This window comes from Pantoea sp. Cr_R13, assembly GCF_029222565.1.
Classification (GTDB): domain Bacteria; phylum Pseudomonadota; class Gammaproteobacteria; order Enterobacterales; family Enterobacteriaceae; genus Pantoea; species Pantoea eucalypti.
The window spans coordinates 485,625-509,680 of sequence record NZ_JARHXL010000013.1; the positions used below are offsets into that span (position 1 = coordinate 485,625).

22 protein-coding genes are annotated in these 24,056 nt (G+C 57.5%); 21 read left to right on the forward strand and 1 reads right to left on the reverse strand.

Annotated elements, in window-relative coordinates:
• Nucleotides 1-304: 304 nt before the first annotated feature.
• From P2R09_RS09870 to phnE (P2R09_RS09970), 21 genes are all read left to right on the forward strand, one after another.
• Nucleotides 305-1,783, forward strand: coding sequence for a SulP family inorganic anion transporter (locus P2R09_RS09870; protein WP_275769184.1), 1,479 nt, complete (start codon nucleotides 305-307; stop codon nucleotides 1,781-1,783).
• A 17-nt stretch (nucleotides 1,784-1,800) separates the two neighbouring features.
• Complete coding sequence (locus P2R09_RS09875) at nucleotides 1,801-2,628, forward strand: universal stress protein (protein WP_275769187.1); 828 nt, start codon at nucleotides 1,801-1,803, stop codon at nucleotides 2,626-2,628.
• Between the two features lie 658 nt (nucleotides 2,629-3,286).
• Complete coding sequence (locus P2R09_RS09880; protein ID WP_275769189.1) at nucleotides 3,287-5,203, forward strand: methyl-accepting chemotaxis protein; 1,917 nt, start codon at nucleotides 3,287-3,289, stop codon at nucleotides 5,201-5,203.
• Between the two features lie 91 nt (nucleotides 5,204-5,294).
• Nucleotides 5,295-5,498 (forward strand): hypothetical protein, encoded by a 204-nt coding sequence (locus P2R09_RS09885; RefSeq protein ID WP_275769192.1) that lies wholly within the window; start codon nucleotides 5,295-5,297, stop codon nucleotides 5,496-5,498.
• Between the two features lie 575 nt (nucleotides 5,499-6,073).
• Nucleotides 6,074-7,612 (forward strand): methyl-accepting chemotaxis protein, encoded by a 1,539-nt coding sequence (locus tag P2R09_RS09890; RefSeq protein WP_275769195.1) that lies wholly within the window; start codon nucleotides 6,074-6,076, stop codon nucleotides 7,610-7,612.
• A 743-nt stretch (nucleotides 7,613-8,355) separates the two neighbouring features.
• Nucleotides 8,356-9,069, forward strand: coding sequence for a bacteriorhodopsin (locus P2R09_RS09895; RefSeq protein WP_275769198.1), 714 nt, complete (start codon nucleotides 8,356-8,358; stop codon nucleotides 9,067-9,069).
• Entirely contained in the window at nucleotides 9,066-9,875 is an 810-nt protein-coding gene (locus P2R09_RS09900; RefSeq protein WP_345799214.1) for a Brp/Blh family beta-carotene 15,15'-dioxygenase, read from the forward strand. Before P2R09_RS09895 ends, P2R09_RS09900 begins: the two co-directional genes overlap by 4 nt.
• A 153-nt stretch (nucleotides 9,876-10,028) precedes the next feature.
• Complete coding sequence (phnF, locus tag P2R09_RS09905) at nucleotides 10,029-10,742, forward strand: phosphonate metabolism transcriptional regulator PhnF (RefSeq protein ID WP_003852432.1); 714 nt, start codon at nucleotides 10,029-10,031, stop codon at nucleotides 10,740-10,742.
• Nucleotides 10,742-11,188, forward strand: a complete 447-nt coding sequence (gene phnG, locus P2R09_RS09910) for a phosphonate C-P lyase system protein PhnG (RefSeq protein ID WP_008926906.1) — start codon at nucleotides 10,742-10,744, stop codon at nucleotides 11,186-11,188. Before phnF ends, phnG begins: the two co-directional genes overlap by 1 nt.
• On the forward strand, nucleotides 11,188-11,763 hold the full coding sequence (gene phnH / locus P2R09_RS09915; protein ID WP_008926905.1) for a phosphonate C-P lyase system protein PhnH: 576 nt from the start codon (nucleotides 11,188-11,190) through the stop codon (nucleotides 11,761-11,763). The genes phnG and phnH overlap by 1 nt, the downstream gene beginning before the upstream one ends.
• Nucleotides 11,763-12,839, forward strand: a complete 1,077-nt coding sequence (locus P2R09_RS09920; protein ID WP_275769205.1) for a carbon-phosphorus lyase complex subunit PhnI — start codon at nucleotides 11,763-11,765, stop codon at nucleotides 12,837-12,839. The genes phnH and P2R09_RS09920 overlap by 1 nt, the downstream gene beginning before the upstream one ends.
• On the forward strand, nucleotides 12,832-13,680 hold the full coding sequence (locus P2R09_RS09925; protein ID WP_008926903.1) for an alpha-D-ribose 1-methylphosphonate 5-phosphate C-P-lyase PhnJ: 849 nt from the start codon (nucleotides 12,832-12,834) through the stop codon (nucleotides 13,678-13,680). Before P2R09_RS09920 ends, P2R09_RS09925 begins: the two co-directional genes overlap by 8 nt.
• The gene (gene phnK, locus P2R09_RS09930) at nucleotides 13,670-14,431 is read left to right on the forward strand and encodes a phosphonate C-P lyase system protein PhnK (protein WP_275769208.1); all 762 of its coding nucleotides are present in this window, start codon (nucleotides 13,670-13,672) and stop codon (nucleotides 14,429-14,431) included. The genes P2R09_RS09925 and phnK overlap by 11 nt, the downstream gene beginning before the upstream one ends.
• Complete coding sequence (phnL, locus tag P2R09_RS09935; RefSeq protein WP_003852445.1) at nucleotides 14,432-15,145, forward strand: phosphonate C-P lyase system protein PhnL; 714 nt, start codon at nucleotides 14,432-14,434, stop codon at nucleotides 15,143-15,145.
• The gene (phnM, locus tag P2R09_RS09940; RefSeq protein WP_003852448.1) at nucleotides 15,142-16,278 is read left to right on the forward strand and encodes an alpha-D-ribose 1-methylphosphonate 5-triphosphate diphosphatase; all 1,137 of its coding nucleotides are present in this window, start codon (nucleotides 15,142-15,144) and stop codon (nucleotides 16,276-16,278) included. Before phnL ends, phnM begins: the two co-directional genes overlap by 4 nt.
• On the forward strand, nucleotides 16,278-16,814 hold the full coding sequence (gene phnN, locus P2R09_RS09945) for a ribose 1,5-bisphosphokinase (protein WP_275769212.1): 537 nt from the start codon (nucleotides 16,278-16,280) through the stop codon (nucleotides 16,812-16,814). The genes phnM and phnN overlap by 1 nt, the downstream gene beginning before the upstream one ends.
• Nucleotides 16,815-16,878: 64 nt before the next feature.
• The gene (gene phnP / locus P2R09_RS09950) at nucleotides 16,879-17,649 is read left to right on the forward strand and encodes a phosphonate metabolism protein PhnP (protein WP_275769215.1); all 771 of its coding nucleotides are present in this window, start codon (nucleotides 16,879-16,881) and stop codon (nucleotides 17,647-17,649) included.
• A 79-nt stretch (nucleotides 17,650-17,728) separates the two neighbouring features.
• Nucleotides 17,729-18,559 (forward strand): phosphonate ABC transporter ATP-binding protein, encoded by an 831-nt coding sequence (phnC, locus tag P2R09_RS09955; protein ID WP_003852452.1) that lies wholly within the window; start codon nucleotides 17,729-17,731, stop codon nucleotides 18,557-18,559.
• Between the two features lie 26 nt (nucleotides 18,560-18,585).
• Nucleotides 18,586-19,512, forward strand: a complete 927-nt coding sequence (gene phnD, locus P2R09_RS09960) for a phosphonate ABC transporter substrate-binding protein (protein ID WP_275769218.1) — start codon at nucleotides 18,586-18,588, stop codon at nucleotides 19,510-19,512.
• Nucleotides 19,513-19,607: 95 nt separating this feature from the next.
• Nucleotides 19,608-20,468, forward strand: coding sequence for a phosphonate ABC transporter, permease protein PhnE (phnE, locus tag P2R09_RS09965; protein WP_039659943.1), 861 nt, complete (start codon nucleotides 19,608-19,610; stop codon nucleotides 20,466-20,468).
• Nucleotides 20,465-21,349 carry a phosphonate ABC transporter, permease protein PhnE gene (gene phnE / locus P2R09_RS09970; RefSeq protein WP_275769221.1) on the forward strand — a complete coding sequence of 295 codons (885 nt, stop codon included), beginning with the start codon at nucleotides 20,465-20,467 and terminating at the stop codon, nucleotides 21,347-21,349. Before phnE (P2R09_RS09965) ends, phnE (P2R09_RS09970) begins: the two co-directional genes overlap by 4 nt.
• On the opposite strand, the gene P2R09_RS09975 is transcribed toward phnE (P2R09_RS09970), so the two are convergent.
• Nucleotides 21,303-23,921 (reverse strand): ATP-binding protein, encoded by a 2,619-nt coding sequence (locus tag P2R09_RS09975; protein WP_275769222.1) that lies wholly within the window; start codon nucleotides 23,919-23,921, stop codon nucleotides 21,303-21,305. The two genes, phnE (P2R09_RS09970) and P2R09_RS09975, sit on opposite strands and share 47 nt — an antisense overlap.
• Nucleotides 23,922-24,056: the final 135 nt, after the last annotated feature.

The following is a 24,056-nucleotide window of genomic DNA, read 5'->3' on the forward strand; positions in this document are numbered from 1 at the left end:
CTCATCGTGCTTTCGTTTATAGTTATTGGCCTGTTCTGATCAGTTTTTCGCTGAGAACAGACTTCGCTGCCCGCGTTCATCATCGCGATGCGCGGGTTAACCGCCGTCCTGAAGGCAGCCTGTTGCCGTAAAGGAGAAATCAAAACATCATGCGTCTTACGCCACCCTGAGTCGTCACCCTCCTCTTTCGCACTGAGCAATCTCAGTCGCGAATCCTTAAACATCCCCTCTGCGGATGTGCTTTTTCGTCCCTGAAATTTTGTGCCCTGACGGGCTGACTGTATTCAAAATCTGAGAAATGACTATGCTGCTGTCCTCGACGCGTAAGGACTGGCTGGGCAACGTCCGTGGTGACGTCCTTGCCGGTATTGTTGTCGCGCTCGCACTGATTCCTGAAGCGATCGCCTTTTCCATTATCGCTGGCGTAGATCCGCAGGTCGGACTCTATTCCGCATTCTGTATCCCCATCGTCATGGCCTTCTTTGGCGGCCGCCCGGCGATGATCTCCTCCTCTACTGGCGCGATGGCGCTGCTGATGGTCACGCTGGTTAAAGACCACGGGCTGCAGTACCTGCTCGCGGCCTCGGTGTTGACCGGCGTATTACAGCTGCTCGCCGGCTACCTGAAGCTCGGCAGCCTGATGCGCTACGTATCCCGTTCGGTCGTGACCGGCTTCGTGAACGCGCTGGCGATACTGATATTTATGGCTCAGCTGCCGGAACTGACCCACGTCACCTGGCACGTCTATGCGCTCACCGCGGCAGGTCTTGGGATCATTTATCTCTTCCCATACCTGAATAAAACCCTTCCCTCTCCCCTGGTGTGCATCGTCGTGCTGACCGCTATCTCCATGTGGCTGCATCTGGACGTGCGCACCGTGGGTGACATGGGCAAGCTGCCGGACAGCCTGCCCGTGTTCCTCGTTCCGGATATCCCGCTCAACCTCGAAACCCTGCTGATTATTCTGCCGTACTCGGCGGGGCTTGCCATCGTGGGACTGCTGGAGTCCATGATGACCGCCACCATCGTAGACGACATGACCGATACAGCGAGCGACAAGAACCGCGAGTGTAAGGCGCAGGGTATTGCCAATATCTGCACCGCGTTCATTGGCGGGATGGCGGGCTGCGCCATGATTGGTCAGTCGGTCATTAACGTGAAGTCTGGCGGACGGGGGCGGCTTTCCACGCTCACGGCGGGCGTAGTGCTGCTGTTCATGGTGGTGTTCCTGCGTGAGTGGGTGTCGCAGATACCCATGGCGGCGCTGGTTGCGGTGATGATTATGGTTTCCATTGGCACCTTCTCATGGCGCTCGATTGCGAACCTGCGCACCCATCCGGTTTCAACCAGCGTGGTGATGCTGGCGACCGTTGCCGTGGTGGTGGCTACCCACAACCTGGCGTTTGGGGTGCTGACGGGTGTGCTGATTGCCTCTCTGAACTTTGCCACCAAAGTGGCCCGCTTTATGGCGGTCTCCTCGACGCTGAACGGCGATACGCGTACCTATACCGTAACCGGGCAGGTCTTCTTTGCCTCGGCTGACCGGTTTACCCGCCACTTCGACTTCCGCGAGGCGCTGGATCGTGTGGTCATCGACGTGTCGCTCGCCCATTTCTGGGACATTACGTCGGTCAGCGCGCTGGACCGCATCGTGATTAAGTTCCGCCGCGAAGGCACCGACGTGGAGATCAGGGGCATGAACGACGCGACCCGCACTATCGTTGACCGCTTTGGTGTGCATGACAAACCCGAAGAGGTTGAAAAGCTGATGGGCGGCCATTAATTCACCGGAGATTTACTATGGATAACCGCGTTATTGCCTGTGTTGACGGTTCGCCGTCAACCCGTTCTGTCTGTGAATATGCGGCCTGGGCGGCCGCTAAACTGGGTGTGCCGCTCGTTCTGATGCACGTGCTGGAAAAAAATGACCCTCCCGCCGTCTCCGATCTGACCGGCACTCTCGGCATTGACAGCCGGGAGCAGCTGACTGAAGAGCTTGCCCATATTGAGGGAGAGCGCAGCCGTCTGCTGATGGCACAGGGAAAAGCCGTGCTGGCAGCGTGTGCGGCATGGCTGAAGCAGGGCGGTTATCCGGACGTGCAGCGGCTACAGAAACACGGTGCACTGGACGAAATCGTGGCAGAGCTGGGTGATATCCGTCTGATGGTGCTGGGCCGCAAAGGAAGCCGTCATCCTGTTGGCAGCCACCTGGAAAGTGTCATCCGGCTTCAGCAGCGGCCGGCGTTGATCGTACCGGAAACCTTTTCTCCGCCATTACGGGTCATGTTTGCCTGGGACGGCAGCGAGGCGAGCCGGGAAAATCTGATGCGTATGAGCGTGAGCCCGCTACTGAGCGGTCTGATCTGTCATCTGGTCATGGTTAACGGCGACGCCACGACGCTGCAGGATGCGCAGGTCATTCTTGAGAAGGCTGGCATCGTCACAGAGGCGCGGCGGCTGAAGGACCACTCCGTCACCGGCGCGCTGTGCCGGTATGCGGATGAGAATGAGATTGGCCTGACGGTGATGGGGGCTTACGGACATTCCCGGCTGCGCCGGTTCTTTATTGGTAGTCATACCTCGGAGATGCTGGCTGAAAGCCGTCAGCCTCTGCTGATGTTACGGTAAACCTTAGGGGTCAGCGCGCTTGCCGGCCCTTTTTATAACCCGGCTCCGGTGCCAGCGGGCAGGCCCCGGAGCACCTTAATTTCGCTCCACAGACACGCGTCGAATAACGGCGGTTGCGCCCTCGGGGTGATGATTCAGGCTGAATGTTACAGCAAGCCGGTTAATCATTTTTCATTTGCATAATTGATTGCTGACATAATTAAGCCTCGCTTTAACCTGGCTTTCTTATTCTGAGAAGCAAGAAGGCTTATTCCCTGAGTTACTGTTAATCCGGAAATATTTTTCCAGAATAGCGGCAAAGATTAATAAAACCTTAAGAAATCAAAGTGGCTTCTCTTTATTTATCCGGTTAATACATCCTTCCGGCCAGGGTGTTGTTATTTGTGATTTAAAATCAATAAGTTGATGAATAAGTTTTGGGTTTTTTTTGCAGGGTCTCTTCAGGTTAGAGCCTGAATGATAACCTGGTAAATTATCAGAAGCCTTAATTTAAACGCCTGAATAATAATATTAAGGGAAGTGATCTATATCAATAAATATCACTTTTTATGGGCAGATTGTGAGGTTGAGTATAATAAATTTCTACGCTATGCCGATACAGGATGTAACCCTGAAAAAATGTCAGGCGCGGGTCTTCTCCAATACCGGGATTATTTAAATGAATATTATAAAAAAAGTGTCGAAATTTAATATAGGCAGCAAACTTACGCTGGGATTTGTGCTGGTTATACTGGCGTCACTGACGATATCAGCGCTAGCTACCCTCTGTTTTTTTAAAATTCAGGTTAACTCAGCAAAGCGCGATGTCACGGTAGAAATGGTTAATGCGCTGGCGAAAGCGAGGCTGAACCGCACGCTATTTCAGTATACCCGCGACAATAAATTCATCGAACTCAACGGTGAGGCGATGAATCAGTTGTCTGCTTTGCACAAGAGTCTCGAAAAGTATTCGTGGTCAACAGAGGGGCGTGAAAAACTTTCTGTGCTCAGTACTGCCCTGACTCAGTATCAGGAAAAGCGTCAAAACTTCCTTGCGAGCAGCCACAGTGCAGCCCTTTCTATGAACGAAGCTCAGGCTATCGGTCTCGATTCAGTGGCGGAAAAACTGGCTGCGCGGCAGACTTCTGTCGCGGCAGACCTCGTTGCACCCCTGCTGTCCCTCAGCCTCAAAACTGAACAGGCTGCATTTTATGTTCAGGCGTTCATACACAAGCCAGACGCTTCCTCACTGAATAAGTACAACGAAATTAAAGAGGGTCTTTCACCCCTCATCAGCCAGTTGAGAAGCCTCGCGGATACTTCACTCGGTGCGTTTCTGGCCGATATAGAGCAAAAAACCACCTCGGGAACCGCGCTGTTAAATAAATATCTCCAGTCGGTGCAGGTCGAAAAACGCGCCTCAGATGAAATGACCACAGCGGCAGGAAAACTGAATCAGTCAATCACAGACCTCGCGTTCTTTCAGTCTGAACTGGCTCAGAAATATATGAATACCGCACTCTGGCAGATTGGTTTTGCCACCCTGGCCTGTATCACCCTCAGTCTCCTGATTGCCTGGAGAATGACCCGCAGCATCACCGTGCCGCTGAGAGAGACGCTTTCTTCGGCACAGCGTATCGCTGACGGTGACCTGACCGCCGAAATAACCAGTTCCCGTTCTGATGAGCTTGGGGAACTGATGACGGCCATGGGAGCCATGAACCAGAGCCTGCGTAACATAATCTCCCGGGTCAGGGATGGGGTGAATAATGTCGCCCGCGCCTCCTCTGAGATTGCAGCAGGTAACACCGACCTCTCTTCACGCACAGAACAGCAGTCGGCTGCCGTGGTGGAGACGGCTGCCAGTATGGAGGAATTAACCTCCACCGTTAAGCTGAATGCGGAGAACGCCCATCACGCCAGCCAGCTGGCCACGGATGCGTCACACAATGCCAGCCGCGGCGGGGACATCATCAGTGAGGTGATTACCACAATGGGCGGAATAAGTCAGAGCTCAGGCAAAATCGGCGAAATCATTACCGTGATTAACGGTATCGCTTTCCAGACGAATATTCTGGCGCTGAATGCGGCGGTCGAGGCCGCGCGCGCAGGTGAACAGGGCAGGGGCTTTGCCGTGGTGGCAGGCGAAGTGCGCAATCTGGCACAGCGCAGTTCACTGGCCGCAAAAGAGATAGAAGGGCTGATTCGGGAATCACTGGACAGAGTGAGTAACGGAACCGAACTGGTTAACCGCGCCGGCGTGACAATGGAGGGGATCGTCAGGTCTGTGACGCAGGTAAGGGACATTATGGGCGAAATTGCCGCTGCATCAGACGAGCAGAATCGCGGCATTACCCAGATTGCGCAGGCCATGACGGAGATGGATAGCACCACCCAGCAGAACGCTGCGCTGGTTGAGGAGTCTTCTGCGGCGGCCAGCAGTCTTGAAGAACAGGCGCTTGAACTTGAAAAAACCGTTGCCGTTTTCCGTGTGCCGTCTTCCGGAACATTTACGCCCCGGGCACAGCCCACCAGGCGCAACGCACAACCGTCGGTATCGCTGATGGCATCGAAAGCAAACTGGGAAACCTTCTGATCATCGTTGTATAGCATCCTGAGGGGCCGCCTGACGTCATTTCTGGCATCCGGTGGCCTCCTTCAAGGGTTAATGCCATCGGAGGTGGTAAATGTGTGATGAAAACTCCGTTAAAGCACTGCATGTTCACGTTGGTAAAGCGGTGGAGGCCCTTTTTTATGCTGGTGAGTCAGTCACTTGTGCAAAAGTCATTGCCCAGTTATGTCTGCTGTTAGATGAAGAACCTGACGGCATCCTGCAAAACGAAATAGCCAGCGCCGTCAGCCTGCTCACTTACCCGTTCGCCACAAAATGAGAGGGAGTGGGTTGCGACCCTCCGTCGCGACAGAGATTCAGATTTATGGTTTTACTCATCACGCTCCCTGGCAACGTGGCGCGTTAAGACGAGCATAGGGAATCGGACTGCTTCTCGGGTGTCAGAACGTATCACCGCAGAGGCTGTATCAGTCCGGATAAGCAAGCCTGTGACATCGCGGTCAGATATCAGTAAATATTTTGATGAATGTAATGGGATCGTGGCTGTCGCAGTGCCTTGTTTTCAGTAGTTTTATTAATGGCTTTTGGTGCTTGAGTCAGGTTTTTTTACCTGCTCGTGATTTTTAGCACTTTTCCATTCTTAGGTGTCTGGCAATGATCTGCCCGCCTTTCTCATTTATCCCTCCCGTGGCACTGCGTTCTGCACAGTCATCATCAGTCGTGCCGCGTCACGGATTTCTCCGTAAGAAATCATTTGCCGTAATGAGTGCAGATTTTGATATACCGCAAAAAAACATAAAAATAATTGTTTAGTTGCACTGAGCAACCATAAAGTGCAGGTGGGCATGACCGATAAACGAAAGGTATCTTGACTTCTCCCTCGGGTAATCTCTCATGACAATTTTAAAGAAACTTACGCTGGTCTTCACTTTTACACTGATGGCGCTGCTGTTCCTGGGCATCCTCAGCATCCGCTCTCTGGGCGGCGCACAGGATCGGTTCGATTATGTGGCCACCAACTCCCTGCCCAGTATCAATAAAATCAGTGAAATCTCTCAACTTCGTGAAGAGGCAAGACGACAGATACTGATGGGCCTTCTGGGTACCGATAAAGCGATTTTTGAAAAGCATATGGTCACCGCTAAGGAATATCTGACCAAAACGCGCGAGGCAATGGATTATTATAAAGCCCACCTGATTTCAGATGAGAAGGACGGGGAGTCAATAAACCAGGTTATTCAGAATTTCGGTGTCTATCTCGAGAAAGTAAATAAGATGGCGGGCGTTTATCAGACCGGCGGAATCGATGCTGCCAGAGCAATGGTTTCCGATCAGGGAGAGACAGCGGCGGCTTCGGTTGTGGTGAGCCAGAATCTGAAGGACCTGCTGGCTTATAACTATCAGATAGCCAACAACTTTGCAGCGGAGAACCACGCACAGTATCTGCATACGCTCTGGCTTCTGAGCAGCATTATTGTCGCCGCGGTGATACTGACAGCCCTTTCTTCGTACTCTGTCCTGAGCTATATCAGAAAAGGCCTGCAGAATTTACAGAGCACGATGAAAACCATCGAGGAAAACCTCGATCTGACCCTTCAGGTAAATCTTACTAAAAAGGATGAACTGGGCGCGACGGCTGGCAGTTTCAATGCTCTGGTTGCTAAGTTCCGGGACGTGCTGTCTGGCGTCAGGGATGCCAGCAAAGAGGTGGATACGGCGTCGGAAGAAATCGCTCACAGCAATAACGACCTTTCGTCACGCTCAGAGTCTCAGGCGTCTTCACTGGAGCAAACCGCAGCCAGTATGAACGAGCTCTCCGCTACCGTGAAACACAACATGGATAACACGGCAGAGGCGAATAACTTCATCGGTAAGGTTCATTCCATCGTCAACCACAGCAACCGGGAGCTTAACGAGTTAAAAAGTGCGATCAACGATATCTCTGTCTCTTCAAATAAGGTTTCAGAAATCATCTCTATTATTGATGGTATCGCTTTTCAGACTAATATCCTGGCGCTTAACGCCGCCGTGGAGGCCGCCCGTGCCGGGGAACAGGGCAAGGGGTTTGCCGTGGTCGCCGGCGAGGTCCGCTCATTGTCACAGCGTTCTTCCTCCGCAGCGCAGGATATCCGTGGCCTGATTGAGGAAGCCATTCAGAATGTGGATAAAGGCGTGGTCTACGCAGCGAATGTGACGTCGCGAATGGATGAAGCCCTGAGTGTCGTTGATGAAACAACGCAGTTGATTAATCAGGTAAATAATTCGTCTAAAGAACAGAGCTATGGAATCGACCAGGTGAACATCGCGGTCACGCAGATGGAAAGCAATCTGCAGCAGAACGCCGCGATGGTCGAGCAGATGTCTGCCGCTGCGGGCTCACTGAGCCAGCAGGCGGGCAGGTTGCTGACCGAGGTCAGCGCATTTAAGCTCTGAGTCAACCTGGATTCAGCCACGGTTAACGGCCGGGCCGGAAAATAATGATTTACACTTTTCCGGCCTGTCGCCTCACGTCTGCTGAGTGATTTTTAACGCCAGCCCGCATGAACAATTCTCCGCTGATTCGCCTCCGTACTGCAAAATTCCGCTGCCGGTAATGATGACACCCCTCTGAACTCCCCTGCGTACGCCTGACGAACGATGCGCACCTTTACACAGCGATTTAATAATACAAACGTGCGAAACACATTCATCGGATAGGATTGGCGGAATCTGTTCCGGACTTGTTTGATGCCGTTTCGCCTGCCAGAATCGCTTTGCTATATCACTCTCATAGCGTCCACCGTCAGATTTTCCAGAGAAAAATAAAATTATTGCACTTTTTTCAATTTGTGCAGAGGTGCAATAATTTTAACGCCCTTATATTTAACCTTCTGATAGTTAATGTTTTATTAATTAATGGGTTTATCGATCAATAAGATTTCAGCAGAGAAATGAAACGTCGGGAAACACAACTTTACATTGGTTTTTTTTAACCGGTGATCGCCGGGTGGCTGAATGAGGTTAATTTAATCAAATTGCCTGAAATTAACAGTGTGAATATCGCTTGCCGGGCAGAATATGAATATCGCCATATACTGACAGCATATTCTTTGAATGAATATAAGCCTCTTTTATTAACGATTATTCATAGCTGCATGGCTGGCACGATACCGGCGCTTAGCACAGGAGAGAGTAAAATGGATCAAACTGCATTTATGATTGGGTTTTCGGTCATGGCCATCGCGTCACTGCTTATTTACGCGACGGGTGACAAGAAATATCCCTTTGGTCACCACACTCTGGTACACGCGTCCGTGCCGTTTATTGCCGCTACTGCGTATCTGGCCATGGCATTTGGCTTTGGTAATCTCACGCTGGACAGTGGCACCATCGTGTATCTGGCACGTTATGCTGACTGGTCGATTACCACGCCGCTTTTACTGGCCGGACTGGTTATGCTGGCTTTCCATGAACAGGGTAAACCCGGCGAAATGGGCGGCTTTCTGACCGCCATCATTGTGCTGGATGTGATGATGATTATCACCGGTCTGATCTCTTCCCTGGCGGAAAATGCTGTCGCGAAATGGGTGTGGTATTCATGGTCGTGTGCGGCATTTCTGGGCGTTATTTATCTGCTTTGGGGGCCACTGCGCGCACTGGCCGCGACGCGAGGCAACACGCTGGCAGGGGCCTACTACAAGAATGTGGCCTTGCTGACCCTGGTGTGGTTTATCTATCCGATCGTTTTTCTGGTCGGCCCGGAAGGTCTCAGTGTCATCACTGATGCGACATCTGTTCAGGCATTCCTGATTCTGGATATTATCGCTAAAGTTTTCTACGCCTTCTACGCTGCGGCTAACATGAAAAAAGCGCTCTCTGATACCATCCCTGTTGGTGCTGTGAAGAGATGACAGGCCAGGTGCGGTTCGGCTGGGCAGGACTCTGGGGGGCAGCGCTCGCTGCCTCTATCAGCCCCCCTGCGTGGCAAGTGCTTTTTGCGACCCTGGCCATTGGCGTTATCGGCATGGCGCACGGTGCCAGCGATCTTGACGTCGTTAAACGCGAGCGTCAGTTCCCGTTTCTTGCCGTCTATGGGCTGGTCATTGTGATCTGTCTGTACTGGTGGCACGGTGCTCCGGCACTGGCGTTGCCCGTTTTTCTCCTGGCATCTGCCCTGCATTTTGCGCTTGAAGACGCCCCTGATGGACGCAGCCCCGAACGTCTGGCGCGGGGAATAACTATGATAGCGGCTCCCGCGGCACTGCATCTGCAGGCCTTTAGCGCGATTCTGCATGAGGCGGCACCAGGATTTTCACTGCCGGACTCTCTTGCTATGGGCATTGCCATTACAGGGGGACTCTGTGCGTCAGGTCTTATTTTTATGGGGTTGCGCCGCCAGGACAGACGTCTTGTGACCGGTACGCTGGCGTTGTTACTGCTTCCGCCTTTCGTCGGTTTTTCAATGGGGTTTCTGATTTTGCATGCGCTTCCGCAAACCAGGCAGCGGCGCGATCAGCTGGGTTGCAAAAGCTATATAGGCTATCTGCATGCCACATGGCCGGTACTGACGGCAGCCATTCTGCTGGCGGTGGGCACCATTGTGATGATGCATCCCACGGATAAAGCGGGAATTCAGGCACTCTTTGCGGCACTGGCTGCACTGGCGATTCCGCATATGCTTATTACGCCCTGGTTTGAGTCACAACATCGGGCGTGAAACCCTCCCTCTGGCAGGGTAAACGTCTGAGCATATTCACCTCTCCTTCACCCCCGCGTCACGGTTCTGTCATCTGCTTCCCTCAGGCTAACACCATCCCGCAGCGTCTTATCACTGCGTTCCCACTCTGTAACCCGTGAGGATTTCATCGTGATGGAGTTATCCAGACATCCGACCACTGTTTATCAGGCTGTTGCCGCACAACTGGAGCAGGCGCTGAAAGAGCGCTACCGCTGCGGCGACTATCTTCCTTCCGAGCAGCAGCTGGCCGATCACTACGAGGTCAACCGCCACACGCTGCGCCGGGCTGTCGATGAGCTGGTGCACAAAGGGCTGCTGCAGCGCCGTCACGGCGTTGGCATCCTTGTACTGATGCGTCCTTATGACTATCCGCTACATGCCCAGGCGCGCTTCAGTCAGAACCTGATGGAGCAGGGGAGTCACCCGACCAGCGAACGGCTGCTGGCGGTACTGCGTCCGGCCAGCAACGACGTCGCCAATGCGCTGGGCGTGAAAGAGGGCGACAACGTCATTCATCTGCGCACCCTGCGCCGCGCCAATGGCGTGCCGCTCTGCCTGATTAATCATTTCCTCGCCGACCTCAGCTGGTGGCCGCAGCTTCAGCAATTTAATAGCGGCTCGCTGCACGACTTCTTAGTGGAACACACCGGCAAACAGCTGGTGCGCACTCAGACGCGTATCAGCACCCGCCGGGCGCAGGCCAAAGAGTGTCGGCAGCTCGACATCGCCCTGCATGCGCCGCTGCTCTGCGTGCGGACGCTCAACAAAACCAGTGATGGCGCGGTGGCGGAATACTCCGTCAGCCTGACGCGCGGCGACATGATCGAACTGACTCTGGAGCACTAATGGAACAGCAAACAGATCGCCAGCGCTGGCTGTCGGTACTGGCGCACAGCAGCGCCGCCTTGCTTGAAGCGCACTGGCAGGCGCTTAGCCTCCAGCCCGAATTCACCCTGGTCCGTCCGGCAGAGATTGGGCTGACGCGACTCCAGGCGCGGATGGGCGCTACCGGCAAACGCTTTGTCATGGGCGATGCCACGGTGACACGTGCGGTGGTGCAACTGAGCGACGGTACCCTGGGTTACAGCTATCTGCTGGGGCGCGACAAAGCCCATGCCGAACGCTGCGCCCTGCTGGATGCGCTGTTGCAGCAGCCGGAAACACGGCAGTTGCTGGAAGAGAAGATTATTACCCCGCTGGCGGCGTGGCGCGAGGAGCAGCGACAGCTGCGCGCCCGTGAAATCGCCAGCAGCAAAGTGGATTTCTTTACGCTGGTTCGCGGAGATAACTGATGACTTTACTGGCAAGTTTTAACCATCCGGTCGCGGATGCGCAGCGTGCGTTTCGCCGTATTTTGAAAGCGATGAGCGAGCCGGGCGTGATGGTCTCGCTGCCGCTGCAGCAGGGCTGGGGCGCACTGTCACCGGCGGCCACAGCATTGCTGCTGACGCTGGTCGATCAGGAAAGTCCGGTCTGGCTGGATGCGCAAATTGACAATGAACAGCTGCGTAACAATCTGCGCTTCCATACCGGTGCACCCATCACTACGCAGCAGGACGCCCCCTTCGCCCTGAGCCATGCAACAGCGCAGCCCGATCCGACGCAGTTCGCGGCGGGTGACAATATGTCGCCGGAGAAAAGCACCACGCTGATTATCGAAGTGCCGTCGCTGAATGGCGGATTAACGCTGCGTCTCTCCGGCCCTGGCCTGCGGGAAACCCGCGCCATTGCGCCACAGCTGCCAGAAAGCGTGCTGGAATATCTGCGCACCCGTCCGCATCCGTTCCCTCAGGGCGTGGATCTGATCTTCACCTGTGGCGAAGCGATCATGGCTGTGCCGCGCACCACCGTTGTGGAGGTGTGCTGATGTATGTCGCGGTGAAAGGTGGCGAAAAAGCCATCTCTAATGCCCATCAGTTACAGGCTGATCTGCGACGGGGCGATCGGGCAGTAGCGGAACTCGGCTGCGATCAGGTTGCCCAGCAGCTGGGGCTGGCGGTGGATCGGGTAATGACCGAAGGCGGAATATACGATCCTGAACTGGCGGCGCTGGCGATTAAGCAGGCCAGTGGCGATCTGGTCGAGGCGATTTTTCTGCTGCGTGCCTATCGCACCACGCTGCCACGTCTGGCAGAGAGCACGCCGCTGGCGACCGGTTCGATGCGCATCGAACGCCGCATCTCGGCGGTCTATAAAGATCTGCCGGGCGGCCAGGTGCTGGGGCCAACCTATGACTATAGCCACCGTCTGCTCGACTTCACCCTGCTGGCAAACGGTGAAACGCCTGCCGCGCCGCGTGACGACCGTTCGGTGCCGGATCAGTGTCCGCACATGTTCAGCATGATGACGGAAGAAGGGCTGGCCACCGCCGAGAGTGATGACGGCAGCGAGCCGGTTGATATCACCCGCGAGCCAATGAGCTTTCCCGCTTCGCGCGCTGCGCGGCTGCAACAGCTGGTGCGTGGCGATGAAGGTTTTCTGCTGGCGCTGGGCTATTCCACCCAGCGCGGCTATGGCCGTACCCATCCCTTTGCCGGCGAGATCCGTACCGGCTATCTCAGCATCAGCATCTGTCCCGAAGAGCTGGGGTTTGAGCTGGAGATTGGGGAACTGCTGCTGACCGAATGTGAAATGGTCAACGGCGTCGCCCACAGTGATGATGCCGCACCGCAGTTTACCCGTGGCTACGGGCTGGTATTTGGCCGCGCCGAACGGAAAGCGATGGCGATGGCGCTGGTGGATCGGGCGCTGCAAAGCCGCGAACAGAATGAGCGCGTGACCAGCCCGGCGCAGGACGAAGAGTTTGTGCTGTCGCACGCCGACAACGTCGAAGCCGCGGGCTTTGTCTCGCATCTCAAGCTGCCGCACTACGTCGATTTCCAGGCTGAGCTGGAACTGCTGAAACAGCTGCAGCACGATTATCAGGAGCGCAACCATGGCTGAACTCACCGGCTATAACAACGGCTATCTCGATGAGCAGACCAAACGCACCATCCGTCGCGCCATCCTGAAAGCGGTGGCGATCCCCGGCTATCAGGTGCCATTCGCCGGACGCGAGATGCCGATGCCTTACGGCTGGGGCACAGGCGGCATCCAGATTACCGCCAGCGTGATTGGCGATCAGGATGTGCTTAAGGTGATCGATCAGGGCGCTGATGACACCACCAATGCGGTGTCGATCCGTCAGTTCTTTAAGCGGGTCAGTGGGGCAGCGACCACCGAACGCACCGCCGATGCCACGCTGATCCAGACCCGGCACCGCATCCCGGAAACGCCGCTGGAGGAAGACCAGATCCTGATATTCCAGGTGCCGATTCCTGAGCCTCTGCGTTTTATCGAACCGCGCGAAACCGAGACCCGCACCATGCATGCGCTGGAGGAGTACGGCATCATGCAGGTGAAGCTGTATGAAGATATCGCCCGCTACGGCCATATCGCCACGACCTACGCTTATCCGGTCCGGGTTAACGATCGCTACGTGATGGATCCGTCGCCTATCCCCAAATTCGACAACCCGAAAATGCACATGATGCCCGCGCTGCAGCTGTTTGGTGCCGGGCGTGAAAAGCGTATCTACGCCTTGCCGCCTTATACCCGCGTGGAGAGCCTGGACTTCGACGATCACCCGTTCACCGTTCAGCAGTGGGATGAACCCTGCGCGCTGTGCGGATCGCGCCACAGCTACCTCGATGAGGTGGTGATGGACGACCAGGGAACGCGGATGTTTGTCTGCTCCGACACCGACTTTTGCCATCAGCAGCAGGAACAGCAACATGCACAGTGAACAGCCGCTGCTTGCGGTGAACCAGCTCACCCATCTCTATGCGCCGGGCAAAGGGTTTGAGCAGGTCAGTTTTGATCTCTGGCCCGGCGAAGTGCTGGGGATTGTCGGCGAGTCCGGTTCCGGTAAAACCACGCTGCTACAGAGCCTGTCAGCCCGTCTCACACCGCAGGTGGGCAGCATTCTCTATCAGAATCGCGATCTCTATCAGATGAGTGAAAGCGACCGCCGTCGCCTGCTGCGCACCGAGTGGGGTGTGGTGCATCAGCACCCCATGGACGGACTACGTTCGCAGGTCAGCGCGGGCGGCAACATCGGCGAACGGCTGATGGCGACCGGAGAGCGCCACTATGGTGACATCCGCGCCGAGGCGAGCCGGTGGCTGCAGGCGGTGGAGATTGATGCCAGTCGTATCGACGATCTGCCGACCACTTTTTCCGGCGGGATGCAGCAGCGTCTGCAGATTGCCCGCAACCTGGTGACGCAGCCCCAGCTGATGTTTATGGATGAGCCGACCGGCGGGCTGGATGTCTCCGTGCAGGCGCGACTGCTGGATCTGCTGCGCACCCTGGTGCGCGAGCTGAATCTGGCGGTGGTGATTGTCACCCACGATCTCGGGGTGGCGCGACTGCTGGCGCATCGCCTGCTGGTGATGAAACAGGGGCGGGTGGTGGAGAGCGGTCTGACTGACCGTGTTCTGGACGATCCTCATCATCCTTACACTCAACTGCTGGTCTCTTCGGTGCTCAATTAAATGACAACGCTCACTCCGCGCCTGCGGGTAGAAAACCTGTGTAAAACCTTTGTGCTGCACAACCAGAACGGCGCAGCGCTGCCGGTGCTGCACAACGCCAGCCTGACGGTGGGCGAGGGCGAATGCGTGGTGCTGCACGGTCATTCCGGCAGTGGCAAATCCACACTGCTGCGCGCGCTTTACGGCAACTATCAGCCCGACAGCGGTCATATCCGGGTTGCACATCAGGGTGAATGGATCGACATGGCGCAGGCATCAGCGCGCCAGATTATCGCCCTGCGTCGCGACACGCTGGGCTGGGTCAGCCAGTTTCTGCGGGTGATCCCTCGCGTACCGACGCTGGAGATTGTGATGCAGCCGCTGCTGGAGCGCGGCGTCGATCGCGAATTCTGCGAAGCGCGGGCCGCCGAACTGCTCAGCCGGCTGAATGTGCCGCAGCGTCTCTGGTCGCTCGCCCCGTCTACCTTTTCTGGCGGTGAGCAGCAGCGCGTGAATATCGCACGCGGCTTTATCGCCGACTATCCGGTGCTGCTGCTGGATGAACCCACCGCCTCGCTCGACAACGTCAACAGCGAGGCGGTGGTGAGCTTAATTGAACAGGCGCGCGCACGTGGTGCCGCCATCGTCGGTATTTTTCACGATCGGGCGGTGCGCGAGCGGGTCGCCGACCGGCTGCACCTGATGCACCCGATCGACACAGGAGTGCAGGCATGATCATCAATAACGTCAGACTGGTGCTGGAAAACGAAGTGGTCAGCGGGTCACTGGAGTTCCGCGATGAGCGCATCAGCAGCTTCAGCGAAACCACCAGCCAGCAGCCCGGTGCGCTGGACGGCGAAGGTGCCTGGCTGCTGCCAGGTCTGGTGGAACTGCACACCGATAACCTCGACAAGTTTTTCACCCCGCGCCCGAAAGTGGACTGGCCCGCACACTCGGCGATGAGCAGCCACGATGCGCTGATGGTTTCCAGCGGCATTACCACGGTGCTGGACGCGATAGGCGTCGGGGATGTGCGCGACGGCGGGCACCGGCTGGATAACCTCAGCAAGATGATCGACGCCATCCGCGACAGCAACCGCAAGGGACTGAACCGGGCTGAGCATCTGCTGCATCTGCGCTGTGAACTGCCGCATCCCACCACTGCGCCGCTGTTTGAAGCGCTGATGGGCACGCCGGAGCTGGCGCTGGTGTCGCTGATGGACCATTCGCCGGGCCAGCGTCAATACGCGTCGCTGACCAAATATCGCGAATATTATCAGGGCAAATATCAGCTTAACGACGCGGAGATGGATCAGTTCGAGCATGACCAGCTCACCCTCGCGGCAGCGTGGTCGCAGCCCAATCGTCAGGCGATTGCCGGACTGTGCCGGGAACATGGCATCGCCATTGCCAGCCATGATGACGCCACCGCCGCGCATGTGGAGGAGTCCCATGCGGCAGGCAGTCGCATTGCGGAGTTTCCGACCACGCTGGAAGCTGCACGTGCCTCACGCTATCGCAACATGCAGGTGCTGATGGGTGCACCCAACATCGTGCGCGGCGGCTCGCACTCCGGCAACGTCGCCGCCTGGGAACTGGCGTCACACGGCCTGCTGAACATTCTGTCGTCCGATTACTACCCGGCCAGCCTGCTGGATGCGGCGTTCCGGCTGGCGGATGATGAGCGCAACAGCCTTGGCATGGCGCAGGCCATCGCGCTGGTGACCTGTAATCCGGCCCGCGCATTAGGATTGGAGGATCGCGGCGTCATCGCGGAAGGTTGCCGCGCCGACCTGGTGCTGGCGCACACCGCACACGGCTACCCGCACGTGCGGCACGTCTGGAGCAAAGGCCGGCAGGTGTACTGATGGCGCGGCTGATCTGGCTCACCGGTCCCTCCGGTTCCGGCAAGGATAGCCTGCTGGATGCGCTGCGGGAGGCACCGCCGCCCAGGCTGTTGATCGCCCATCGCTACATCACCCGCGCCGCCGATGCGGGCGGTGAAAACCATGTGGCACTCACCGAGGCGGAGTTTGCCCGCCGCGCCGCGCTCGGTCTGTTTGCCGTGAGCTGGGAAGCGCACGGTTTCCGCTACGGCATTGGCTGTGAGACAGAACAGTGGCTGCTGCGTGGACAGAATGTGGTGGTGAACGGGTCGCGGATGCATCTGGCTCAGGCACAGGCCCGCTTTGGCTCACAGCTGCTGCCGGTCTGTCTGCAGGTGTCGCCCGCTGTGCTGGCGGCGCGGCTGCGTCAGCGTGGACGGGAAGATGAGGTGGAGATTGCCCGTCGGCTGGCGCGTGCCGCCCAACCGCAGCCCGATGGTTGTCTGATACTCAACAACGACGGCGCGCTGGCGGAAACCGTCTGCCAGCTTCGCCAGATACTGGAGGCGCATCAATGACATCGACTTTTCCGGCACGGGCAGTAAGCGCCCGGCAGCGACATTCGCGACCAGGAGCGCATCCATGAAAATCACTTTTCTCGGCACTGGCGGTGTCACCGCCGCGCCGCTGCCGGGCTGCGACTGTCACGCCTGTCTGCGGGCGCAGCGTAACAGCACTCATGCACGAGCGCCCTGCAGTGCGCTGATTGAGTTTGGCCACGAACGCATCCTGCTGGATGCCGGTCTGCCGCTGCTGGCATCACGCTTTCCGCCTGGCTCGCTGACCCGCGTTCTGTTGACGCATTATCACATGGATCATGTTCAGGGCCTGTTTGCGCTGCGCTGGGGAGTGGGCGTGCCGATTCCGGTCTGGGGACCGCCCGATCCGCGTGGCTGTGACGATCTCTACAAACACCCTGGCCTGCTGGATTTCCGTCCCGCTTTAACCCCGTTTGTGGCGCATGCCTTTGGCGAGCTGCAGGTTACGCCGCTGCCGCTGCAGCACTCAAAGCTAACGCACGGTTATCTGTTTGACTGGCACGACACCCGGCTCGCCTGGCTGTGTGATACCTGCGGACTGCCGCCCGACACCGCCGACTTCCTGCGCGGCCAGCCGCTGGATCAACTGGTGATTGACTGCAACGATCCGCCACGTGCAGAGCCACGAAATCACAATGATCTGACCCAGGCGCTGGCGATAGCAGAGAGGCTCCAGCCGCGTCAGACCTGGCTCACTCACCTCAGTCATGAGATGGATAACTGGTTAGCCGAAAACCCGTTGCCAGAAGGCGTGCTGCCAGCCCGTGACGGCCAGACTTTGCTGTGCGGCGCGCACTGGCCTGTCACGGTTTGATCATCTGGCTGTCATCTCGTGTTCATCGCGTCACGCCTTAATAACCGGCAGAACGCAATCAGCGATGACGGAGAACACCATGGCACAGGCACTTCTGAAAACGGTGGTCGACAACGATCTGCCACCGGCCAGCCTCAGCGGACAAAAAGTGTTGTCGGTGCAGAAACTGAGTAAAGCCTATGGCGACACGCAGGTGCTGGATCAGGTCAGTTTCGACCTGCACGCCGGTGAGCTGGTGGCGGTGATTGGCCGCTCTGGCGCGGGTAAATCGACACTGCTGCACATGCTCAACGGCACAATTAACGCGACGTCCGGTGCGATTATCAGTCTTCATCAGGGCGAAGCAGATCGTAACGTGGTCACGCTTAACAGCCGCCAGCTGCGCGAATGGCGCAGTCAGTGCGGCATGATCTTTCAGGATTTCTGTCTGGTGCCGCGCCTCGACGTGCTGACCAACGTGCTGCTGGGCCGCCTGAGCCAGACCAGCACGCTGAAATCCTTCTTCAAAATCTTTTCTGACCAGGACCGGGCGCACGCCATCGAACTGCTGCAGTGGATGAACATGCTGCCGCAGGCGCTGCAGCGGGCCGAAAATCTCTCAGGCGGACAGATGCAGCGCGTGGCGATCTGCCGCGCCCTGATGCAGAACCCCAAAATCCTGCTGGCTGATGAGCCGGTGGCCTCACTCGACCCTAAAAATACCAAACGCATTATGGATGTGCTGCGCCAGGTCAGCGAGCAGGGCATCAGCGTGATGGTCAACCTGCACTCGATTGAGCTGGTCAAAAGCTACTGCACCCGGGTTATTGGCATTCAGCGCGGTGTCGTGCTGTTTGATGGCCATCCTTCCCGACTCACCGACAGCCTGTTGCACCAGCTGTACGGCGATGAACTTAACCAAATCCATTAACGTCCACAGCAAGAGAATAATTCCGAATGAAACTGACTTCTTTAGCACTTCTGACCAGTGTCATGGCGTTTGGTGTCAGCGCAGCGGATGCGCCGAAACAGCTTAATCTGGGGATTATGGGCGGGCAGAACGCCACCCAGCAGATTGGCGATAATCAGTGTGTAAAAACCTTCTTCGATAAAGAGCTGGGTGTGGATACCCAGATGCGCAACGCCTCTGACTATTCCGGCGTGATTCAGGGCCTGCTGGGCGGCAAGATCGATATGGTGCTGAGCATGTCACCGGCTTCGTTTGCGTCGGTCTACATTCAGGACCCGAAAGCGGTGGATGTGGTGGGTATTGTCGTCGATGACAAAGATCAGTCACGTGGCTACCACTCTGTCGTCATCGTTAAAGCGGACAGCCCGTATAAAAAGCTGGAAGACCTGAAAGGCAAATCATTCGGTATGGCCGATCCCGATTCGACGTCCGGCTTCCTGATGCCAAACCAGGCGTTTAAGAAGATGTTCGGCGGCACGGTGGATGACAAATATAACAACTTCTTCTCCAGCGTCACTTTCTCTGGCGGTCATGAGCAGGACATTCTGGGCGTGCTGAATAACCAGTTTGATGGCGCAGTCACCTGGACGTCCCTGGTCGGTGACTACAACAGCGGTTACACCTCTGGCGCCTTTGGCCGATTGATCCGCATGGACCATCCGGACCTGATGAAGCAGATCCGCATCATCTGGCAGTCGCCGCTGATCCCTAACGGCCCGGTGCTGGTCAGCAATAAGCTACCCGCTGACTTCAAAGCGAAAGTGGTGTCGGCGATTAAAAAACTGGATAAGGACGAGCACGCCTGCTTCGTAAAAGCCGTGGGTGGTGAACAGCATATCGGTGAGGCGACGGTCGCTGACTATAAAAACATCATCGATATGAAGCGTGACCTGATGAAAGGCAGCCGCGGCTAAGGCCGACGGTGCCCTGACTTTCCCCGTCGAGACGGGGAGAGCGGGACGCGGCAACCCCGCCTGCGTCCCGCTGCTTTAGCGCCGGAGATCCTCCTTTGACCGAATTCGAACACTACTACCAACGCATCCGCCGCCAGCAGAAACGTGACACGCTGCTCTGGTCACTGCTGCTGGTGGCACTCTATCTGGCGGCGGGCAGGGTGGCAGAATTTAATCTGCTCACCGTCTGGCAGTCGCTGCCGCATTTTTTTGACTATCTGCATGAAATCCTGCCGGTGCTGCATCTGCCGCTGCTGTTTGCCGACGGCAAAACCGAAGGTTCGCTGGCGTACTGGGGCTACCGTCTGCCGATTCAGCTGCCACTGATCTGGGAAACGCTGCAGCTGGCGCTGGCCTCGACGCTGATCGCGGTGGCCGTGGCGGCGGTGCTGGCCTTTTTCGCCGCCGACAACACCCAGACGCCGGTCAGCGTGCGGATGACCATTCGTGCCTTTGTCGCCTTTCTGCGCACCATGCCGGAACTGGCGTGGGCAGTGATGTTTGTGATGGCCTTTGGCATTGGGGCGATCCCCGGCTTTCTGGCGCTGGCGCTCCACACCGTGGGCAGCCTGACTAAGCTGTTTTATGAGGCGATTGAGTCGGCATCGGACAAGCCGGTGCGCGGCCTGGCCGCCTGCGGCGCCAGCAAGTTGCAGCGGATGCGCTTCGCCTTCTGGCCCCAGGTGAAACCGGTCTTTCTCTCTTACAGCTTTATGCGACTGGAAATTAACTTCCGCTCTTCAACCATCCTCGGGCTGGTTGGCGCGGGCGGTATCGGCCAGGAGCTGATGACCAATATCAAACTGGACCGCTACGATCAGGTCAGTATCACGCTGCTGCTGATTCTGATTGTGGTATCGCTGCTGGATACGCTATCTGGTCAGCTTCGTCGCCGTGTGACAGGAGATCGGACATGATAAGCCACGTACCTGATGTCACGCTAATGAAGCAGCAGCATCGTGAACTCTTTGCCGCGCAGCCGCGCTATCTGCGCCGTATAGGACTGATGGCGCTGGCGGTGCTGCTCTACTATCTCTTTTTCTTTTCCGTATTTGGCCTGGAATGGTCGCGCCTGCTGATGGGCTGCCAGCAACTTGGACGCTATTTCCTGCGAATGTTTGTCTGGCATGACTTTATGAACTGGCCGTTTGGCTACTATTTTTCGCAGGTCGGGATTACCCTGGGGATTGTGTTCGCCGGGACGCTGACCGCCTCGCTGCTGGCGCTGCCGCTCTCGTTTCTGGCGGCACGCAACGTCATGCACGATCGCGCGGCAAAACCGCTGGCGTTTCTGATGCGCCGTTTGTTCGATGTGTTGCGCGGCATCGACATGGCGATCTGGGGGCTGATATTCGTGCGTGCAGTGGGCATGGGGCCGCTGGCCGGGGTGCTGGCGATTATCCTGCAGGATGTCGGCCTGCTCGGCAAACTCTACGCCGAAGGGCACGAAGCGGTGGAGCGATCGCCAGGTCGCGGACTGAGTGCCGTGGGCGCCAACAGTCTGCAGAAACACCGCTTCGGCATCTTCACCCAGTCATTCCCGCAGTTTCTGGCGCTGAGCCTTTACCAGATTGAGTCCAATACCCGCTCGGCGGCGGTGCTGGGCTTTGTCGGCGCGGGTGGTGTCGGTCTGGTCTACGCCGAGAACATGCGCCTGTGGAACTGGGATGTGGTGATGTTCCTGACGCTGATCCTGGTGGTGGTGGTGATGGTCATGGATGTGATCTCCAGCCGCCTGCGTAAGCGCTACATCAGTGGGAAACCGGTGCCGTTGTGGCAGCCTGCTGCGCGCGATTAAGCCGTTCGCTGCGCTGCCAGGCGCGCTTTAGCGCCTGCACCAGTTGTGCCTGCTGCCAGGGTTTCGCCAGCCGTTCACACAGCGGCAGCGTGACCGGCTGGTGGCGCAGATCCTGACCGCTGATAAGCAATGTCGCCAGCTGCGGCCAGTTCTGATGGGCCTGCCGGATCACCTCTGCGCCGTTAATCTCGCCGGGTAGCATCAGGTCGCTGATCAGCAGGTCGATATCCGGTGTCTGGCGTAGCAGCGCCAGCGCCTCTTCACCGTCGCCACACTCCAGCGTCAGATAACCCAGCTGATGCAGATGCTCGCACAATGTTTGCCGCACCGCCGGTTCATCATCCAGCACCAGCACCAGCCGGTTACTGGCCGCTTCAACATCTGCTGCAAGGTCAGCCTCACCGGGCACAGGCGGTGGTGGGGCGATGACGGCGGCTTCCGCTGCACGCGGCAACAAGAGACGCACCGTGGTGCCCTGGCCCGGCGCGGTTTCCAGTTCTATCTGTCCGCCTGACTGCCGCACAAAGCCGTAAACCATGGACAGCCCAAGCCCGCTGCCACTGCCGGTCGCTTTGGTGGTGAAGAAAGGTTCGAAAACCTGTTCGCGCACGTCGGCGGACATGCCGCAGCCGTGGTCGATTACCTCAATTGTGACGCGGTCACGTTTTTCTCCTCCCTCCAGACGACGCTGATTCCAGATGCGCAGCCGGATTTCGCCGTTTTGCTGGTGCATGGCATCGCGCGCGTTCACCACCAGATTCATCAACGCATTTTCCAGCTGGCTGGCATCGATCCAGGCGGGCCAGCCGGGGCGCTGGGCATCAATAATCAGCTGCTGTCCCGGCAGCAGCGAGTGCTGAAGCAAGCCCTGCAGGTTATCCACCAGCGTCACCACCGACACTGCGCGCGGATAGAGCGCCTGTTTGCGCGAGAAGGCCAGCAGGCGCTGCGTCAGCTGGGCGGCGCGATCGGCCGCCTGCCGCGCCCGCTCAATGCGGGTGGCGAGGGGGCCGGGCATCAGCTGGCCTTCAGTCAGCGCCAGACTGCCGATAATCACCGCCAGCAGATTGTTAAAGTCGTGCGCCAGCCCGCCGGTCAGCTGACCGACCGCCTTCATCTTCTGGCTGTGCTGGAGCGCTTCTTCCAGGGTTTTACGTGAGGTGCGGTCCAGCACGGTATTGACCATGCCGCGCCGCGGAATCGGACTGAAACGCAGCTCCAGCGTACGGCCATCGGCCAGCCGGATCTCCTGCTGCTCACCGGGATCGTGCAGATCCACCGCCAGCGGGGCCAGCAGTTGCTGATAGTGGACGCCACGATGGACCTCACGCGGCGCAAGGCCGAGCAGTTCGGCATACTGCGCATTCCACACCACCAGCTGACCATTGTGATCAAACAGAGCAAAGCCGTCGCGCATCGCCAGGAAGGTGGACTCCAGCTGGTTACTCTTCTCTTTCAGCAGCCGTGAGGTGTGGGCCAGCGAGGCGGTATTTCGGGCAAAGACGTTAAAGGCCCGCGCCAGTTCACCCAGTTCGTCACGCCGTTGCAGCCCCGGCACGCTGACGTTCTGTTCGCCCTGCGCCAGACGCGTCATCGCGCCGGCAATCGCTGTCAGGCTCGATCCGAGATTGCGGTAGATGTAGATTCCGGCATAGCCGGTAATCGCCAGCGCCAGCAGCACAAACAGCGCGATAAAGCCGATGATCGAATCAAGTTCGTGGTGAGTGGCCTGGGTACGCGCCTCACTTTGCAGCGCAACCTGCTGCACTGACGCATTGATATCGTCATTCAGCATCGCCACCAGTGCTTTAATCCGGTAGGTAGCATAGGCGATTGCCAGGTCGCTCTGCTCCAGCGCCTCCGCCAGCGGCAGCAGGCGTTGCTGGGTAATCAGGAGTCGCTGCACGTTCTCGCCCGTGACGCCCGTCAGCGGCACGCTGCGCCACTGCGTCATCACCTGCTGAAGCTGTTCAATGACGGCAATGGGCGTGGGTGTGCGAATGGCGATGGTGATCAGCCGTTCGGTTTGCTCACGCAGTGCGGCATCCGGCAGTGTGAGCTGTTCCCGCTGCACCAGCTGGTTGATATGGCTGAGCAGAATCTGGGTCTGCCACAGATCACTCAGCATGTTGTTGCGCTGCAGATGCCGCTGATGGCCATTCAGCAGCAGGCTATTAATCGTCTGCTCCAGCATCAGGCTGCGGGCGCGGATCCGCGCGATGCGCTCCGGCTGACGGGCCGCCAGCGGTGCGCTGGCCAGCAGGCTCAGCGACTGCTGCAACGCCTGCTGATTCTGCTGCAGGCGCTGTGATTCGCTCTGATACTCCAGCGCCCCGACCACCTGCGACAGCCGCACGGCCGCCGTCGCCACATTGGCAGTATCGCGCGCCAGCGCCAGGCTGCCGTTCATATCTGCCAGCGTCTGCGCCTGGGCCTGTTCCTGAATCGCGCCGGCATGACGAAAGCCGATGATCGCCACCACGCTTACCATCAGCGTGACCGACACCACCAGCAGATTGAACATCAACAGGCGTCCACGCGCCCCGGCCTGCCACGGATAACTGCGCTGCATCCCACGACCTCTTAATCACTGCAACGATGCGCCGAGTATAGGAGCGTGATGTCAGGCGTTTATGACAAATATGAACGGCCGCTGACATTTTCCGTTTATCTGGCGTTGTTTTACTGGCGGCTATCCACAGTCCGC

Bases quoted from the DNA above. Each gene is read 5' to 3' on its own strand.
- P2R09_RS09870 (WP_275769184.1), top strand. From the start codon at position 305: ATGCTGCTGTCCTCGACGCGTAAGGACTGGCTGGGCAACGTCCGTGGT.
- P2R09_RS09875 (WP_275769187.1), top strand. From the start codon at position 1,801: ATGGATAACCGCGTTATTGCCTGTGTTGACGGTTCGCCGTCAACCCGT.
- P2R09_RS09880 (WP_275769189.1), top strand. From the start codon at position 3,287: ATGAATATTATAAAAAAAGTGTCGAAATTTAATATAGGCAGCAAACTT.
- P2R09_RS09885 (WP_275769192.1), top strand. From the start codon at position 5,295: ATGTGTGATGAAAACTCCGTTAAAGCACTGCATGTTCACGTTGGTAAA.
- P2R09_RS09890 (WP_275769195.1), top strand. From the start codon at position 6,074: ATGACAATTTTAAAGAAACTTACGCTGGTCTTCACTTTTACACTGATG.
- P2R09_RS09895 (WP_275769198.1), top strand. From the start codon at position 8,356: ATGGATCAAACTGCATTTATGATTGGGTTTTCGGTCATGGCCATCGCG.
- P2R09_RS09900 (WP_345799214.1), top strand. From the start codon at position 9,066: ATGACAGGCCAGGTGCGGTTCGGCTGGGCAGGACTCTGGGGGGCAGCG.
- phnF (WP_003852432.1), top strand. From the start codon at position 10,029: ATGGAGTTATCCAGACATCCGACCACTGTTTATCAGGCTGTTGCCGCA.
- phnG (WP_008926906.1), top strand. From the start codon at position 10,742: ATGGAACAGCAAACAGATCGCCAGCGCTGGCTGTCGGTACTGGCGCAC.
- phnH (WP_008926905.1), top strand. From the start codon at position 11,188: ATGACTTTACTGGCAAGTTTTAACCATCCGGTCGCGGATGCGCAGCGT.
- P2R09_RS09920 (WP_275769205.1), top strand. From the start codon at position 11,763: ATGTATGTCGCGGTGAAAGGTGGCGAAAAAGCCATCTCTAATGCCCAT.
- P2R09_RS09925 (WP_008926903.1), top strand. From the start codon at position 12,832: ATGGCTGAACTCACCGGCTATAACAACGGCTATCTCGATGAGCAGACC.
- phnK (WP_275769208.1), top strand. From the start codon at position 13,670: ATGCACAGTGAACAGCCGCTGCTTGCGGTGAACCAGCTCACCCATCTC.
- phnL (WP_003852445.1), top strand. From the start codon at position 14,432: ATGACAACGCTCACTCCGCGCCTGCGGGTAGAAAACCTGTGTAAAACC.
- phnM (WP_003852448.1), top strand. From the start codon at position 15,142: ATGATCATCAATAACGTCAGACTGGTGCTGGAAAACGAAGTGGTCAGC.
- phnN (WP_275769212.1), top strand. From the start codon at position 16,278: ATGGCGCGGCTGATCTGGCTCACCGGTCCCTCCGGTTCCGGCAAGGAT.
- phnP (WP_275769215.1), top strand. From the start codon at position 16,879: ATGAAAATCACTTTTCTCGGCACTGGCGGTGTCACCGCCGCGCCGCTG.
- phnC (WP_003852452.1), top strand. From the start codon at position 17,729: ATGGCACAGGCACTTCTGAAAACGGTGGTCGACAACGATCTGCCACCG.
- phnD (WP_275769218.1), top strand. From the start codon at position 18,586: ATGAAACTGACTTCTTTAGCACTTCTGACCAGTGTCATGGCGTTTGGT.
- phnE (WP_275769221.1), top strand. From the start codon at position 20,465: ATGATAAGCCACGTACCTGATGTCACGCTAATGAAGCAGCAGCATCGT.
- P2R09_RS09975 (WP_275769222.1), bottom strand. From the start codon at position 23,921: ATGCAGCGCAGTTATCCGTGGCAGGCCGGGGCGCGTGGACGCCTGTTG.